The following is a 17,573-nucleotide window of genomic DNA, read 5'->3' as shown; positions in this document are numbered from 1 at the left end:
CGTTATTTATTTTTACGACGACGTACGATAAATTTATCAGATTTGTTCTTTTTCTTACGTGTTTTGAATCCAAGAGTCGGTTTGCCCCATGGAGACATTGGTGATTTACGTCCGATTGGCGCGCGACCTTCACCACCACCGTGCGGGTGATCGTTAGGGTTCATTACAGAACCACGAACTGTAGGGCGGATGCCTTTCCAGCGAGAGCGTCCTGCTTTACCAACGTTGATAAGTTCGTGCTGCTCGTTACCTACTTGACCGATAGAAGCGCGGCAAGCAGAAAGGATCATGCGAACTTCACCAGAGTTAAGACGTACAAGAACGTATTTGCCTTCTTTACCAAGAACCTGAGCAGATGTACCAGCTGAACGTACAAGCTGTCCGCCTTTACCAGGTTTTAATTCAATGTTATGCACAACTGTACCAACAGGGATGTTGATAAGCGGAAGTGCGTTACCTACTTTGATGTCAGCTTCAGGGCCGGACATGATTTCAGTACCTACTTGAATTCCTTTTGGTGCAAGAATGTAACGTTTTTCTCCGTCTACATAGTTGATTAGCGCGATGTTAGCTGAACGGTTTGGATCGTATTCAACTGTAGCAACGCGTCCAGGTATACCATCTTTATCGCGTTTGAAGTCGATAACACGGTATTGGCGTTTGTGTCCGCCACCTTGGTGACGTACAGTCAATTTACCTTGGTTGTTACGTCCGCCTTTCTTGTGAAGGGGCGCAAGCAAGGATTTTTCCGGCTGGTCAGTCGTGATTTCAGCAAAATCTGAAGTTGTCATGCCACGACGTCCGTTAGAGGTCGGTTTATACTTTTTAATCGCCATTTTGAATTTCCCTCCTTCTTTTTACAGATAATTAAGCTTCAAAAATTTCGATTTCTTTGCTGTCTGCAGTAAGTTTTACGATCGCTTTTCTGCGACGGCTAGTCATACCAGTATAGCGGCCGACACGTTTTGATTTCCCTTTGTAGTTCATGATGTTGACTTTGTCAACTTTCACTCCAAAGATACTTTCAACTGCATCTTTCACTTCTGTTTTATTAGCTCTTACATCAACTTCAAAAGTATATTTCTTTTCAGTCATTAAATCAGCAGAACGTTCAGTAATGACGGGGCGCTTAAGAACATCACGAGGATCTTTCATTATGCAAGCACCTCCTCTACTTTTTCAACCGCAGCTTTTGTAATCAGAAGCTTCTCGTGGTTGACAACGTCTAACACGTTGATTCCGTTAGCTTGAACAACTGTAACTCCAGGGATGTTGCGTGCAGAAAGAGATACTGCTTCGTTTGCATCCGCAGTTACGATTAAAGCTTTTTTCTCAACAGATAATCCTTTAAGGATAGCTGCCATTTCTTTTGTTTTAACCGTATCAAGAGTAAGATCTTCAAGAACAATAATGTTGTTGTCGTTCACTTTAGAAGACAATACTGATTTGATTGCCAAGCGGCGAACTTTTTTAGGTAATTTGTAAGAATAGCTGCGTGGTGTTGGGCCGAATACGACACCACCTCCGCGCCATTGCGGTGAACGGATTGAACCTTGACGGGCACGACCTGTACCTTTTTGACGCCATGGTTTGCGACCTCCGCCGCGTACTTCAGAACGATTTTTTACTTTGTGAGATCCTTGACGTAAGGAAGCTCTTTGCATAAGAATAGCGTCGAATACTACGCTCTCATTTGGCTCAATTCCAAATACAGAAGCGTTTAATTCGATATCACCAGCAGTAGAACCGTTTTGGTTGTATAATGCTACTTTTGGCATGATCAATTTCCTCCTTTCCTAAGAGACTTATTTAGATTTAACAGCACTTTTTACAGTGATTAAAGCTTTTCTCGCACCAGGTACGTTACCTTTAATCAGAAGAAGATTGCGCTCAGCATCAACTTTTACGACTTCAAGGTTTTGGACAGTGATTTGATCTCCGCCCATGCGTCCAGGTAATAGTTTACCTTTGAATACACGGTTAGGATCTACAGGTCCCATTGAACCAGGACGACGGTGGTAGCGTGAACCGTGAGACATAGGTCCGCGAGATTGTCCGTGGCGCTTGATTGCACCTTGGAAACCTTTACCTTTAGATACTCCTGTTACATCTACGATTTCTCCTGCAGAGAAAATTTCAACCTTGACTTCCTGACCAATTTCATACGCATCCATATCCACGCCGCGTAATTCTTTAACGAAGCGCTTAGGAGCAGTTTCCGCTTTTGCAACGTGTCCTTTTTCCGGTTTGTTTGAAAGCTTTTCACGCTTATCGTCAAAACCAAGCTGGATCGCTTCATAGCCATCATTTTCAGCTGTTTTCTTTTGAAGAACAACGTTTGGAGCTGCTTCAATAACAGTTACCGGGATAAGATCACCGTTTTCTGCGAATACTTGCGTCATACCAATTTTTCTTCCTAAGATTCCTTTGGTCATTCGTCACACCTCCTATTAAGATCATTCTATATTTTAGAATTAAAGTTTGATTTCGATATCGACACCAGATGGTAAGTCTAATCGCATGAGAGCATCAACAGTTTGTGGTGTTGGGTTCACAATATCGATTAAACGTTTATGTGTACGCATTTCAAATTGCTCACGAGAATCTTTGTATTTGTGCACCGCACGAAGGATTGTGTAAACTGATTTTTCAGTTGGCAACGGGATCGGACCAGATACGCTGGCACCAGAACGTTTTGCCGTTTCAACAATCTTCTCTGCAGATTGATCAAGGATTCTATGATCATATGCTTTTAAACGAATACGAATTTTTTGTTTTGCCATTATTTTCCCTCCTTTTCGCCTACATCACGTTAGACAGTTCTCCGTGAGAAAAACCTGATCACCTTGCCATGGCAAAGCGGCCGGGTGTGTCAGCAACCTCTCACTTCATCGCAGTCAAAGACCAACATACACTATTATACAGAAAATAGACGCATGTTGCAAGGTTTATTTAAAGAACCTTGTGGTTTTCACACTTTGATTATTATACAGGTGATGCCATGATTAATCAAGGATATGCCTGTTTTCTTTCAGAGATGGAAAGATGCGAATCGGCTGACAACTTCAGCAAAGCGATCCGGCTCTTCCAAGTGAGGCGAATGGGCTGAGTTTTCAAACCAGTGCCATTCTTTATAGGGAGCTTCAACCTTCTGATAATATTCGTAAGATATCGTTCCCGGCACCGTCAAATCGAATCTTCCTGACATAAAACAGCACGGTATTTCAATAGAAGAAACTGATTGCCCGGCATCAAAGAAAATGAGATCTTCCCACAAATGTTTCAGGCTGAACATCTGTCCCCGCGCGGCTAAGAAGCTCCCTCTCACACCGTACGGTTCACCAAACAGCATTCGTCCGCCTGCTTTAAGGGCGCCGATCGGATTATGGGTAAAGCCTCCTCCCTTCATCTCGATACAAAGCAGAAACAATGAGCGCTGAAGCTGGCTGTTCCATGGAGGTGCACCGATAAAGCGCAGCGTCTTTTGTAGCAGGCGGTGTTTGCGCTCCTCGCTCCAATCCGTCAGCAGCCGGTAGGCTTCCGTTTCTTCCTTTTGGATATTTACAACCTGACTGATACCGATATACCCATCATACAAATCAGGTCTCTCTTGAAGAACATGAAGCGCCAACACTGATCCCCACGAATAGCCGGCGATATATATTTTTTGCCTGTTGAATTGCTTGCATAAGCGTTCGGTCAAATGAATGGTGTCAGCTGTCAGCTGATCCAAAGTCATAGACGAGCCCGGAATTTCATTTGAATATGAAAGTCCCGCCCCTCTCTGATCCCAGTTCACAACAGTGAAATGCTTTTCCAGCTCGCTCTGGTACTTTCTCGCATAGCCGATTTGAGGCGTGCCGGGCCCGCCGTGCAAAAACAAAAGCAGCGGATTGCTCTTGTCATCACCATTAATCATAATGGTCTGTTCACTGTCGTTAATCAGCAGTTGCTGAAGCATTGAAATCCGTTTTGTCTTGAAGTTATCAATCATCGCTCTGCTCCTAAATTTTGTATAACTTCTATTATACATTGAATCAGCCGGGAAACAAAAAAACGAGGCCCCGCATGGGACCCCGTATTAATGAACGAGTCGATTACTCAGTGATTGTAGAAACAACGCCTGAACCAACTGTACGTCCGCCTTCACGAATAGAGAAACGAGTTCCTTCTTCGATAGCGATTGTAGAGATAAGTTCAACGATCATTTCAGTGTTATCTCCAGGCATAACCATTTCTACGCCTTCTGGAAGATTGATGATACCAGTTACGTCAGTTGTACGGAAGTAGAACTGAGGACGGTAGTTAGAGAAGAATGGAGTATGACGTCCACCCTCTTCTTTAGAAAGAACGTAAACTTCAGCTTTGAATTTGCTGTGTGGAGTGATTGTACCTGGTTTAGCAAGTACTTGACCACGTTGGATGTCTTCACGAGCTACACCGCGAAGAAGTGCACCGATGTTGTCTCCAGCTTCAGCATAGTCAAGAAGCTTACGGAACATTTCAACACCTGTAACAGTTGTTTTGCTGTTTTCTTCTTGAAGACCGATGATTTCAACTTCGTCACCGACTTTAACTTGTCCGCGTTCTACACGGCCAGTAGCAACTGTACCACGACCAGTGATTGAGAATACGTCCTCAACTGGCATCATGAATGGTTTTTCAGTGTCGCGTTCTGGAGTTGGGATGTACTCGTCAACTGCAGCCATAAGTTCAAGAATTTTTTCTTCGTACTCAGCGTCGCCTTCAAGAGCTTTAAGAGCAGAACCCTTAACAACTGGTACATCATCACCAGGGAAGTCGTATTCGCTAAGAAGATCGCGAACTTCCATTTCAACAAGCTCAAGAAGCTCTTCGTCGTCTACCATGTCGCATTTGTTAAGGAATACTACGATGTATGGTACACCAACGTTTTTAGAAAGAAGGATGTGCTCACGAGTTTGTGGCATTGGGCCATCAGCAGCAGATACTACAAGGATAGCTCCGTCCATTTGCGCAGCACCAGTGATCATGTTTTTAACATAGTCAGCGTGTCCTGGGCAGTCAACGTGTGCATAGTGACGAGTGTCAGTTTCGTACTCAACGTGTGCAGTAGAGATTGTGATACCGCGCTCACGTTCTTCTGGAGCACCATCAATTTGATCGTACGCCATAGCTGTACCTTTACCAGATTTCTTATGAAGTACTGTTGAGATAGCAGCAGTTAATGTTGTTTTACCATGGTCAACGTGTCCAATTGTACCGATATTGGCATGTGATTTGGAACGGTCGAATTTTTCTTTAGCCATTCTAAAATCCTCCTTAAGAGCTTTTAATTAGTAATGTATAGAGTGATAGAAAGTGAAAGCAAGCTCTCACTTCCTCATCTTACAATAGTAGTTATACTTGAGTTAAGTGGCAAAATCAATTATTCGCCTTTATTTTTTTTGATAATTTCTTCAGCGATGCTCTTCGGCACTTCTTCGTAGTGATCCATGAACATTGTGAACGTACCGCGTCCTTGCGTGTTAGAACGAAGGGCAGTAGCGTAACCGAACATTTCAGCAAGAGGTACCATCGCACGCACAACTTGAGCGTTACCGCGAGCTTCCATACCTTCTACGCGTCCGCGACGAGAAGTAACATCACCCATGATGTCTCCCATGTATTCTTCAGGAATAACAACTTCAACTTTCATGATTGGTTCAAGAAGAACTGGGTTACATTTGCTGACTGCATTTTTCAATGCCATAGAAGCAGCGACTTTAAACGCCATTTCGTTTGAGTCAACATCATGGTAAGATCCATCAAAAAGTTTCGCCTTGATGTCGATTAGCGGGAATCCGGCTAGGACACCATTTTCAAGAGAGTCTTCAAGACCTGCTTGTACGGCTGGGATGTATTCACGAGGAACAACACCACCGACGATTGCGTTTTCGAATTCAAAGCCAGCGCCTTCTTCGTTCGGTTCAAATTCGATCCAAACGTGACCGAACTGACCGCGTCCGCCTGATTGACGTACGAATTTACCTTCAACTTTTGCACCGGTACGGAATGTCTCACGGTACGCAACTTGAGGAGCACCAACGTTAGCTTCAACTTTGAACTCACGCTTCATACGATCAACAATGATATCAAGGTGAAGCTCACCCATACCAGAGATGATTGTTTGACCCGTTTCAGGGTTTGTTTGTGTACGGAATGTAGGATCTTCTTCAGCAAGTTTCGCTAAAGCGATACCCATTTTATCTTGGTCAGCTTTTGATTTAGGCTCAATCGCTACGTCGATAACAGGCTCTGGGAATTCCATTGATTCAAGGATTACAAGATCCTTCTCATCACATAGAGTATCTCCAGTAGAAGTATCTTTTAGACCTACAGCAGCTGCGATGTCTCCAGCGTAAACAGTAGAGATCTCTTCACGGCTGTTAGCGTGCATTTGAAGGATACGTCCTACGCGCTCACGCTTGCCTTTTGTAGAGTTCTTTACATATGAACCGGAATCAAGTGTACCGGAATATACGCGGAAGAATGTCAGCTTACCGACATAAGGGTCAGTCATAACTTTAAATGCAAGTGCAGAGAATGGCTCTTCATCAGAAGAATGACGAACGATCTCTTCATCTGTGTCAGGACGTACACCTTTGATTGCAGCAACATCAGTTGGCGCAGGAAGGTAGTCAAGAACAGCATCAAGTACAAGCTGAACACCTTTGTTTTTGAAAGCAGATCCAACAAGTACAGGGTAGAATTCAACATTCAGTGTACCTTTACGGATAGCAGCTTTCAGTTCAGGAATAGTGATTTCTTCACCCTCAAGGTACTTTTCCATAAGCTCTTCATCAAGCTCAGCTACAGCTTCAATCAGGCTGCTGCGAAGCTCTTCAGCTTGCTCTTTGTACTCTTCAGGGATTTCTTTTGCATCTGAACGAGTTCCAAGGTCATCTTCATAGAAATACGCAACGTTTTCTACTAAGTCGATGATACCTTCGAAGTTGTCTTCAGCACCGATCGGCAATTGAATTGCGTGAGCGTTAGCTTGAAGACGGTCTCTCAGAGTGCCTACAGAGTAAAGGAAGTCTGCGCCGATTTTGTCCATTTTGTTGACAAATACGACACGCGGTACTCCGTAAGTTGTTGCTTGACGCCATACTGTTTCTGTTTGAGGCTCAACACCTGATTGAGCATCAAGTACGGCAACCGCACCATCAAGTACACGAAGTGAACGTTCAACTTCAACTGTGAAGTCTACGTGTCCCGGTGTATCGATGATGTTTACACGGTAACCTTTCCACTGTGCAGTTGTTGCTGCAGAAGTGATTGTGATTCCGCGTTCTTGCTCCTGCTCCATCCAGTCCATTTGCGAAGCACCTTCGTGAGTTTCGCCAATTTTGTGGATACGGCCTGTGTAGAACAAGATCCGTTCTGTAGTAGTCGTTTTACCGGCATCGATGTGAGCCATGATCCCGATATTACGAGTTTTTTCTAAGGAGAACTCTCTTGCCATTGGGTAATTTCTCCTTCCTTATTAGGGAATTGTAGTTTTGATTATATAAATCCTACCAGCGGTAGTGAGCGAATGCTTTGTTCGCTTCTGCCATCTTGTGAGTGTCTTCACGTTTCTTAACGGCAGCACCAGTGTTGTTAGCTGCATCAAGAATTTCGTTAGCCAGGCGCTCTTCCATTGTTTTTTCTCCGCGAAGACGCGCATAGTTAACCAACCAGCGAAGACCAAGAGTTGTACGGCGTTCAGGACGAACTTCTACAGGCACTTGGTAGTTAGCTCCACCTACACGGCGTGCTTTTACTTCAAGTACAGGCATGATGTTTTTCAATGCTTGTTCGAAAACCTCCATTGCATCATTGCCAGTGCGTTCTTTAATGATATCGAATGACTTGTATAGGATTGTTTGAGATTTACCTTTTTTACCGTCGATCATCATTTTGTTGATCAGGCGGGATACAAGCTTAGAGTTGTAAAGCGGATCAGGTAAAACGTCTCTTTTTGCTACAGGACCTTTACGTGGCATCTGAATATCCTCCCTTCATAGTTTTAATGATTTATTTGATTACTTTGCTTTAGGGCGTTTAGTACCGTATTTAGAACGGCCTTGCGCACGGTTTTCAACTCCGGCAGTATCAAGCGCACCACGAACGATGTGGTAGCGTACCCCCGGTAAGTCTTTTACACGTCCGCCGCGGATCAGTACAACGCTGTGCTCTTGCAGGTTGTGACCGATACCAGGAATGTAGGCAGTAACCTCGATTCCGTTAGTCAAACGAACACGAGCATATTTACGAAGTGCTGAGTTCGGTTTTTTCGGTGTCATTGTACCCACACGAGTACATACCCCGCGTTTTTGTGGAGAAGATACGTTAGTGTGCTCTTTTTTAAAGCTGTTGTATCCTTTGTTTAGTGCAGGTGACTTAGAGTTTTCAACTTTGCTCACGCGTCCCTTGCGAATTAGCTGATTAATTGTAGGCATGTTGTGTTCCTCCCTTCATTACGTTTTATAACCCACATACCCAGGTGGTTCATCATTAGGCAAAAAACAATGTCTTTACACAAGATTGAAATCTTATATAAAAACAAAAAGTACGCTATAACATAATGGCAACAGCTGCTGCTCCCACTTCAATTCCGCAGGCTTTGCCGAGCTTTTTCATGGAATCCACCATACAGACAGCGATGTTTTGGTTCTTTGCAAGCTGGATAACGCCAGCCGTAAGAACTGAATCCGCGTCTTTTGCCACGACGACTTCCTTCACTGAACCTCGTTTCAGAGCTTTCACTGTTTGCTTCGTACCAATAATAATTGATTTGGCCTGTGATACTTTATCATAAGACATAAACATATCCTCCAAAGTAACAGGTTTTATTTCGAGCACCTTGGTTATATTATCACTCTGCGGGACGGATGTCAACATCGTATGACATTTTTTAGTGCAGTCCGCCGCAAGAATAAATGTAATACTGAGGAAAGGCTGTCGAAACAGCCTTCCCGCAGCAGTTTATGTTATTCAGCCGGAACCATATCTTCCGCAGGCTGAACGTTTGAAACAGGTTTTACTTTTCTGTAATTCATCATACCGGTACCGGCCGGAACCAGTTTACCGATGATAACATTCTCTTTCAGGCCGAGAAGTTCATCACGCTTGCCTTTAATCGCAGCATCTGTAAGAACGCGTGTTGTTTCTTGGAATGATGCGGCAGACAAGAATGAATCTGTCTCAAGTGAAGCTTTCGTGATACCGAGAAGGACAGGACGGCCTGTAGCAGGTCGATTGCCTTCAAGCAGCACTTTTTTGTTCGCTTCTGTGAATTGGTGAATATCAAGCAATGTGCCAGGAAGAACATCAGTATCTCCGGCATCGATCACACGGACTTTGCGAAGCATCTGGCGAACCATTACTTCTACGTGTTTATCGCCGATTTCAACCCCCTGCATACGGTAAACCTTCTGAACCTCATGCAGAAGATATTCCTGAACCGTTGTCAGGTCAGTGACTTTAAGAAGTTCTTTCGGATCGATAGAACCTTCTGTCAGGACTTGGCCGCGGGTAATCTGATCACCCTCAGCCACTTTCAGGCGTGAGTTGTAAGGTGCCGTGTATGAACGTGTCTCAACAGCGCCCTGAACAACAATTTCCTGCTGTTTGTCGCGGACTTCATTGATTTCGGCAATTGTACCGTCAATTTCAGAAATCGTCGCTTGACCTTTCGGATTATGCGCTTCGAAAAGCTCTTGGATACGCGGAAGACCTTGTGTGATATCGTCTCCGGCAACCCCGCCTGTGTGGAACGTACGCATTGTTAACTGTGTTCCAGGCTCACCGATAGATTGGGCGGCGATAATGCCTACTGCTTCGCCGACTTCAACGTCGGTTCCGGTTGCAAGGTTTCGTCCGTAGCATCGTTTACATACACCATGAGGAGTGTTACATGTAAACGCAGAACGGATCCACACTTCTTCGATTCCTGCTTCAACGATTTCCAGCGCTTTATCTTCATCGATCAATTCGTTTTCGTTAATGAGCACAGCACCCGTTTCAGGATGTTTGATCTGTTTTCTGGCGAAACGTCCGATCAGACGCTCTTCCAGACGCTCGATGATTTCCGTACCTTCTTTAAGCGGTTTTGCAAGAATACCGCGGTCAGTTCCGCAATCTGTTTCACGAATGATAACATCCTGCGCAACATCAACAAGACGGCGTGTCAGGTAACCTGAGTCAGCTGTTTTCAGGGCGGTATCGGCAAGACCTTTACGCGCACCGTGAGTGGAGATAAAGTACTCCAATACTGTCAGACCTTCACGGAAACTTGATTTGATCGGCAATTCAATGATTCGTCCAGCCGGGTTGGCCATCAGACCCCGCATACCCGCAAGCTGCGTAAAGTTAGATGCGTTACCACGGGCTCCTGAATCACTCATCATGTAAATCGGGTTGACTTCGTCTAATGATTTCATCAGTTTGCCTTGGATAACGTCCTTCGCTGAACTCCAAATTGAAATAACTCTTTCATAACGTTCTTCTTCAGTGATTAAACCGCGTCTGAACTGTTTCATGATATTATCAACTTTGCTCTGTGCTTCTTCAAGAATTTCCTGCTTATCATCGAGAACGACGATATCAGAAACCCCTACTGTGATGCCGGCTTTCGTTGAATATCTGAAACCGAGGTTTTTCATGCGGTCAAGCATTTTAGACGTTTCCGTGATATGGAATCGTTTAAAGATTTCCGCGATGATTTTACCCAGAATACCTTTTTTAAACGGTGCGTTGATCGGCTGCTCTGCAATCACAGCTTTTACGTCAGCACCTTTATCTAAGAAGAAACGGTCAGGTGTTTTCTCTTCAATGTTGCTCTTCGACGGCTCATTCATGTAAGGGAATGACTCAGGAAGAATTTCATTGAAGACCAGCTTACCGACTGTTGTAATTAACAGTTTTGAACGTTGCTCATCCGTAAATGTCACATTCTTCAGGGAGTTCGCCGCAACGGCTACTCTCGTATGAAGGTGAACATATCCGTTTTGATAAGCAAGAAGCGCTTCGTCCGTATTTTTGAAGACCATGCCTTCGCCGACTGCTCCGGCGCGCTCAAGCGTCAGGTAGTAGTTTCCTAATACCATATCCTGAGACGGCGTAACAACCGGTTTACCATCTTTAGGGTTCAAGATGTTTTGAGCCGCAAGCATCAGAATGCGCGCCTCAGCTTGAGCCTCAGCTGATAAAGGTACGTGAACCGCCATTTGGTCACCGTCAAAGTCAGCGTTATAAGCTGTACATACTAACGGGTGAAGACGGATGGCGCGTCCTTCAACAAGCGTAGGTTCGAAAGCCTGGATACCTAATCTGTGAAGCGTAGGGGCACGGTTCAGTAAGACCGGATGCTCCTTAATGACAGATTCAAGTACATCCCATACTTCAGGCTGCACGCGTTCGATTTTGCGTTTTGCGCTCTTGATATTGTGAGCAAGACCTTTTTCAACAAGCTCTTTCATAACGAATGGCTTGAAGAGCTCAAGCGCCATTTCCTTCGGCAATCCGCACTGATACATTTTCAGGTGCGGACCTACGACGATAACGGAACGTCCTGAGTAGTCTACACGTTTACCGAGAAGGTTCTGACGGAAACGCCCTTGTTTCCCTTTCAGCATATGAGAAAGAGATTTGAGCGGACGGTTACCCGGTCCGGTAACCGGACGGCCGCGGCGTCCGTTGTCAATCAGAGCATCGACTGCTTCCTGAAGCATACGTTTTTCGTTCTGAACGATGATGCTAGGAGCACCGAGGTCTAACAGACGTTTTAAACGGTTGTTACGGTTGATGACACGACGGTAAAGGTCGTTCAGGTCAGACGTTGCGAAACGTCCGCCGTCAAGCTGAACCATCGGTCTTAACTCAGGCGGAATAACCGGAAGCACATCGAGGATCATCCAAGACGGCTTGTTTCCTGAATTACGGAAGGCTTCAAGCACTTCAAGGCGTTTGATCGCACGCGTACGGCGCTGTCCTTGAGAGGTTTTCAGCTCTTCTTTTAACATATCAACTTCTTTGACGAGGTCGATGTCCTGCAGAAGTTTATTAATGGCTTCCGCACCCATAGAGGCTTGGAATTTGTTTCCGTACTTATCCAGATACGCACGGTATTCCTTTTCAGATAAAAGCTGTTTCTTTTCGAGCGGTGTATTGGCCGGGTCAGTTACGACGTAAGAAGCAAAGTAAATGACTTCTTCCAGCGCACGCGGTGACATATCCAATACAAGACCCATACGGCTCGGAATACCTTTGAAATACCAAATGTGAGAAACCGGGGCAGCCAGTTCAATATGCCCCATTCTCTCACGACGGACTTTAGCCCGCGTTACTTCAACTCCGCAACGGTCACAAACTACGCCTTTATAACGAACCCGCTTGTACTTGCCGCAATGACATTCCCAGTCCTTAGTCGGTCCGAAAATGCGTTCGCAGAACAGGCCGTCCTTTTCAGGTTTCAACGTACGATAGTTTATCGTTTCAGGCTTTTTCACTTCACCAAAAGACCATGAACGGATTTTATCCGGTGAAGCAAGACCGATGTTCATATACTCAAAATTGTTCACATCTAGCAAGGGGCCTACCTCCCTTTTTATCTTCGGATTAACCGATGTCACTTGCCTTTATCAATCAGAGACTATTCTTTAGTTACTGCGTCACGTTCAACGTCTGGAGATGCTGTTTCTTCCGGCGCTTCATCACCTGATAATGCAAGGCCGTCAGCTTGTTTCGCATCTTCTTCGTCTTCTAGATCTCTCATTTCTATTTCTTCTTCATCACTTGAGAGGATTTTTACATCCATACCTAAGCTTTGAAGCTCTTTGATCAATACTTTGAATGATTCCGGAACACCAGGCTCTGGAACATTATCGCCTTTGACGATGGCTTCATATGTTTTCACACGTCCGACCACGTCATCAGACTTCACAGTCAGGATTTCTTGAAGCGTGTAAGCTGCGCCGTAAGCTTCAAGCGCCCAAACCTCCATCTCACCGAAACGCTGTCCGCCGAATTGGGCTTTACCGCCGAGAGGCTGCTGCGTAACAAGTGAGTAAGGGCCTGTAGAACGGGCATGAAGTTTATCATCAACCATGTGTGCCAGTTTGATCATGTACATGATTCCGACAGATACACGGTTGTCGAACGGTTCTCCCGTACGGCCGTCATAAAGAACTGTTTTGGCGTCTCTTGACATGCCTGCTTCTTCAAGTGTTTCCCACACGTCTTCTTCACGCGCGCCGTCAAATACAGGTGACGCGATGTGAATGCCGAGGTAGCGGGCAGCCATACCCATGTGAAGTTCTAATACCTGACCGATATTCATACGGGATGGTACACCCAGCGGGTTAAGCATGATATCGATCGGCGTGCCGTCAGGAAGGTAAGGCATATCTTCTTCAGGAAGAATCTTCGAGATAACCCCTTTGTTTCCGTGACGTCCGGCCATTTTATCCCCTTCAGAAATCTTACGTTTCTGAACGATATATACGCGTACAAGCTGGTTCACGCCCGGAGGAAGTTCGTCTCCGTCTTCACGGTTGAAGACTTTTACGTCGTGGATAATTCCGCCGCCGCCATGAGGCACACGGAGAGAAGTATCACGGACTTCACGCGCTTTTTCTCCAAAGATTGCATGCAGAAGGCGCTCTTCAGCCGTAAGCTCAGTTACACCTTTAGGCGTTACTTTACCTACGAGAAGGTCTCCGTCGTTGACTTCCGCACCGATACGGATAATTCCGCGGTCATCAAGGTTGCGAAGCGCATCTTCCCCTACGTTTGGAATATCGCGGGTGATCTCTTCCGGTCCAAGCTTTGTATCACGTGCTTCTGATTCATATTCTTCAATGTGAATAGATGTGTATACATCATCTTTCACAAGACGTTCACTCATGATGATGGCATCCTCATAGTTATAACCATCCCATGTCATGAAGCCGACCATTACGTTGCGGCCGAGAGCAAGCTCACCCAGCTCCATTGAAGGGCCGTCAGCAAGGATTTCTCCTTTGACTACTTCATCACCGACACTGACGATCGGACGCTGGTTGTAGCACGTACCTTGGTTGGAGCGGACAAATTTCAGCAAGCTGTACTTATCCAGGTTGCCTTTTACTTTTTGACCGTCAATTTCTTCATAGCGGCGCACCCATACGTTTTTCGCTTCCACCCGTTCAACGATACCAGGGTGTTTACAAATAACGGCTGCACCGGAGTCTTTACCGGATACGTATTCCATACCCGTTCCGACGATCGGAGCTTCCGGCTGCATCAAAGGCACAGCCTGACGCTGCATGTTCGCTCCCATGAGGGCGCGGTTCGAGTCATCGTTTTCCAAGAACGGAATACATGCTGTCGCAGCAGATACAACCTGTTTAGGAGATACGTCCATGTAATCCACGCGGTTGCGGGCTACAACGGTGTTTTCCCCTCTGAAACGGGCTACGATGCTGTCATCCAAGAAAGAACCGTCATCGCTCAGCTTAGCGTTCGCTTGGGCTACGACATAGTTATCCTCTTCATCAGCAGTCAGGTAGTCGATTCTAGGCGTTACTTTTCCTGTTTCAGGATCAACGCGGCGGTATGGCGTCTCAATGAAACCAAAGCGGTTTACTTTCGCAAATGATGACAATGAGTTGATCAAACCGATGTTCGGGCCCTCAGGCGTTTCAATCGGACACATACGTCCATAGTGAGAGTAGTGAACGTCACGTACTTCCATACCTGCACGCTCACGCGTCAAACCGCCCGGTCCGAGAGCTGACAGACGGCGTTTATGCGTCAATTCAGCAAGCGGGTTCGTCTGATCCATGAATTGAGAAAGCTGTGAGCTTCCGAAGAACTCTTTAATAGACGCAATAACAGGTCTGATGTTAATCAGCTGCTGCGGCGTGATTGTGTTTGTGTCTTGAATTGACATTCTTTCACGTACGACACGTTCCATCCGGCTTAAACCGATACGGAATTGGTTTTGCAGGAGTTCACCTACAGAACGCAGACGGCGGTTTCCGAGATGGTCGATATCATCAGTGTCGCCCACTCCGTGCAGGAGGTTGAAGAAGTAGCTGATAGAAGAAATAATATCAGCAGGCGTAATGTTTTTAATCGCCTCTTCAATGTAAGCATTGCCGATCACGTTGATCGTCTGCTCTCCTTCTGCATCAGTAGGAGCATAGATTTTAATGGATTGAAGCATCACTTCATCCTCGACTACGCCGCCGTTAGGATAAAGTTTTCTGAAGCCGATTCCATTTTCTAAGTATGGCAGTACTTTATCAAGTGTTCTTCTGTCAAGAATCTGCCCTTTTTCAGCGAGAATTTCACCGGTTTCAGGATCCACCAGTGTCTCTGCAAGGCGCTGGTTAAACAGGCGGTTCTTGATATGAAGCTTTTTATTAATTTTATAGCGTCCTACATTCGCAAGGTCGTATCGCTTCGGATCGAAGAAACGGGAATCCAGCAAGCTCTTTGCGTTTTCTACTGTAGGCGGCTCTCCGGGACGAAGGCGCTCATAGATTTCAAGAAGCGCTTTGTCACTGTTTTCAGTGTTGTCCTTATCCAGTGTATTGCGGAGATATTCGTTCTCTCCAATGAGATCGAGAATCTCTTGGTCGGAACCGAAGCCGAGAGCACGCAAAAGAACCGTAACCGGCAACTTACGTGTGCGATCAATGCGGACATACACAACATCTTTCGCATCAGTTTCGTATTCTAACCATGCGCCACGGTTTGGAATGACAGTCGCGGTAAAACCTTTTTTACCGTTTTTGTCTACTTTACCACTGAAATATACACTTGGAGACCGAACAAGCTGAGATACGATAACACGTTCTGCACCGTTGATGATAAAAGTACCGGTATCTGTCATAATAGGGAAATCACCCATGAAGACATCCTGGTCTTTTACCTCTCCAGTTTCTTTGTTAATTAAACGAACCTTCACTCTTAGCGGAGCTGAGTAAGTCACATCACGTTCTTTTGACTCTTCAACGGGATACTTAGGATCTCCTAAACTGTAGTCAATGAACTCAAGAGAGAGGTTACCAGTGAAATCCTCAATTGGTGATATGTCTTGAAACATCTCTCTAAGACCCTCATCAAGAAACCACTGATAAGAAGAGGTTTGAATTTCAATGAGATTTGGTAATTCTAACACTTCGCTAATGCGAGCATAGCTTCTGCGCTGGCGGTGTCGTCCATACTGAACTAGTTGACCTGTCAACTGATTCACCCCTCAAATCATGCGTATTATATGTGTAATAAGCATCCCTTACAATGAAGAAATACTTTTACAAGACAAAAGAAAAAAGGGTTTCTAATTAAGAAAACCACATCCAAAAACAAATACCGATTTTATTAGCATTTCCATGTTTGTATAATTTATACATGCACTATGATTATTCAGCATATCATGCAAAATATATACATTGGCATTTTACAAAATTAACATAGCTGAAAATTCAAGTCAAACTTTTTTTGCTTTTATGATATAATAGCCTTTCTTTTTTTGAACAACAGAAACTTCGTCAAAAAGTTCCTTCAGTTTTTCAACGGCAGAAGGCCCGCCCTGTTTTTTCTGTATAACGATCCACAATTCACCTGAAGCCCTTAAATGCTCAGCGCTTTTTTCAAAAATGGCATGGACAACTTTTTTTCCGGCGCGGATTGGGGGGTTTGTAATAATCGAAGCAAATGTTTGAGCAGAATCAATATTTGAAAATAAATCACTCTGATAAATCCGAACGTTTTTTATTCCGTTTTTTTCTGCATTTTCATTTGACAGCTCTACGGCTCTTTCATTCACGTCAATCATGTGCACGGTCCGGTCTGTAAATTCACCGGCAAGCGACAGACCGATCGGCCCGTAGCCGCAGCCTGCATCCAAGAAGTCACCGTCAATTTCAGGCTCTTCAAACGCTTCAATTAAGACACGTGAACCGAAATCAACTTCCTTTTTCGAGAAAACGCCGCTGTCACTTGTGAATGTATAAGATCTGTTCCGCAGTGTAAATGACCATGTCTGTTTATCGCTTTTAACTGAAGGTTTTTCTGAATAATAGTGTTCACTCATTATTAGAACCTCCTTTTTTAATGGCACTTAAAGAAAAGCAAAGAAAAAGCCCGCCTCATAAAAGCGAGCTTCCCCTACAGGCAAGTGAAGATTACTTAACTTCTACAGAAGCGCCAACTTCTTCAAGTTTAGCTTTAAGCTCTTCAGCTTCTTCTTTCGCAATACCTTCTTTAAGTGGTTTTGGAGTGTTGTCAACAAGTTCTTTAGCTTCTTTCAAGCCAAGACCAGTGATTTCACGAACAACTTTGATAACTTTGATTTTCTGAGAACCTGCACCAGCAAGGATAAGGTCGAATTCGCTTTGCTCTTCAGCAGCGCCGCCAGCAGCAGCTCCGCCAGCTACAGCTACAGGAGCAGCAGCAGTTACGCCAAATTCTTCTTCGATTGCTTTTACTAGGTCGTTCAATTCAAGTACAGTTGCTTCTTTAACGGAAGCAATGATTTCTTCGATATTTAAAGCCATTTGAAATTCCTCCATTTGTTT

General features: G+C 44.9%; 15 protein-coding genes. All 15 read right to left on the bottom strand.

Annotated elements, in window-relative coordinates; genetic code table 11:
* Positions 1 to 2 precede the first annotated feature (2 nt).
* The 15 genes from rplB to rplL all read right to left on the bottom strand — a co-directional run bounded on the left by rplB (position 3) and on the right by rplL (position 17,552).
* Positions 3 to 836, bottom strand: a complete 834-nt coding sequence (gene rplB, locus BAMF_RS20960; RefSeq protein ID WP_003156470.1) for a 50S ribosomal protein L2 — start codon at positions 834 to 836, stop codon at positions 3 to 5.
* 31 nt (positions 837 to 867) lie between these two features.
* On the bottom strand, positions 868 to 1,155 hold the full coding sequence (gene rplW, locus BAMF_RS20955) for a 50S ribosomal protein L23 (RefSeq protein WP_003156467.1): 288 nt from the start codon (positions 1,153 to 1,155) through the stop codon (positions 868 to 870).
* Complete coding sequence (gene rplD, locus BAMF_RS20950) at positions 1,155 to 1,778, bottom strand: 50S ribosomal protein L4 (RefSeq protein ID WP_007615239.1); 624 nt, start codon at positions 1,776 to 1,778, stop codon at positions 1,155 to 1,157. The genes rplW and rplD overlap by 1 nt, the downstream gene beginning before the upstream one ends.
* 27 nt (positions 1,779 to 1,805) lie before the next feature.
* A complete protein-coding gene (rplC, locus tag BAMF_RS20945; protein ID WP_003156465.1) occupies positions 1,806 to 2,435 on the bottom strand; it encodes a 50S ribosomal protein L3 in 630 nt (209 codons plus the stop codon).
* A gap of 39 nt (positions 2,436 to 2,474) precedes the next feature.
* Positions 2,475 to 2,783 (bottom strand): 30S ribosomal protein S10, encoded by a 309-nt coding sequence (gene rpsJ / locus BAMF_RS20940; RefSeq protein WP_003156464.1) that lies wholly within the window; start codon positions 2,781 to 2,783, stop codon positions 2,475 to 2,477.
* A gap of 248 nt (positions 2,784 to 3,031) precedes the next feature.
* Positions 3,032 to 3,994: an alpha/beta fold hydrolase gene (locus BAMF_RS20935; RefSeq protein WP_013350811.1), complete on the bottom strand. Its 963-nt coding sequence runs from the start codon at positions 3,992 to 3,994 to the stop codon at positions 3,032 to 3,034.
* A gap of 103 nt (positions 3,995 to 4,097) precedes the next feature.
* Positions 4,098 to 5,288: an elongation factor Tu gene (tuf, locus tag BAMF_RS20930; RefSeq protein WP_003156451.1), complete on the bottom strand. Its 1,191-nt coding sequence runs from the start codon at positions 5,286 to 5,288 to the stop codon at positions 4,098 to 4,100.
* Between the two features lie 119 nt (positions 5,289 to 5,407).
* Positions 5,408 to 7,486: an elongation factor G gene (fusA, locus tag BAMF_RS20925; protein ID WP_007410399.1), complete on the bottom strand. Its 2,079-nt coding sequence runs from the start codon at positions 7,484 to 7,486 to the stop codon at positions 5,408 to 5,410.
* Between the two features lie 52 nt (positions 7,487 to 7,538).
* Entirely contained in the window at positions 7,539 to 8,009 is a 471-nt protein-coding gene (rpsG, locus tag BAMF_RS20920) for a 30S ribosomal protein S7 (protein WP_003156447.1), read from the bottom strand.
* 39 nt (positions 8,010 to 8,048) lie between these two features.
* Entirely contained in the window at positions 8,049 to 8,465 is a 417-nt protein-coding gene (gene rpsL / locus BAMF_RS20915; protein WP_003156445.1) for a 30S ribosomal protein S12, read from the bottom strand.
* Positions 8,466 to 8,580: 115 nt separating this feature from the next.
* Positions 8,581 to 8,829, bottom strand: a complete 249-nt coding sequence (locus BAMF_RS20910; protein WP_013350810.1) for a 50S ribosomal protein L7ae-like protein — start codon at positions 8,827 to 8,829, stop codon at positions 8,581 to 8,583.
* A 167-nt stretch (positions 8,830 to 8,996) separates the two neighbouring features.
* Complete coding sequence (gene rpoC, locus BAMF_RS20905) at positions 8,997 to 12,596, bottom strand: DNA-directed RNA polymerase subunit beta' (protein WP_013350809.1); 3,600 nt, start codon at positions 12,594 to 12,596, stop codon at positions 8,997 to 8,999.
* Between the two features lie 62 nt (positions 12,597 to 12,658).
* Entirely contained in the window at positions 12,659 to 16,240 is a 3,582-nt protein-coding gene (rpoB, locus tag BAMF_RS20900) for a DNA-directed RNA polymerase subunit beta (RefSeq protein ID WP_013350808.1), read from the bottom strand.
* 243 nt (positions 16,241 to 16,483) lie between these two features.
* Positions 16,484 to 17,089, bottom strand: coding sequence for a class I SAM-dependent methyltransferase (locus BAMF_RS20895; RefSeq protein WP_013350807.1), 606 nt, complete (start codon positions 17,087 to 17,089; stop codon positions 16,484 to 16,486).
* 91 nt (positions 17,090 to 17,180) lie between these two features.
* Positions 17,181 to 17,552 (bottom strand): 50S ribosomal protein L7/L12, encoded by a 372-nt coding sequence (gene rplL / locus BAMF_RS20890; RefSeq protein ID WP_003156436.1) that lies wholly within the window; start codon positions 17,550 to 17,552, stop codon positions 17,181 to 17,183.
* Positions 17,553 to 17,573 lie beyond the last annotated feature (21 nt).

Source organism: Bacillus amyloliquefaciens DSM 7 = ATCC 23350 (assembly GCF_000196735.1).
Classification (GTDB): Bacteria; Bacillota; Bacilli; order Bacillales; family Bacillaceae; genus Bacillus; species Bacillus amyloliquefaciens.
This window is presented reverse-complemented; position numbering and strand designations above follow the sequence as displayed.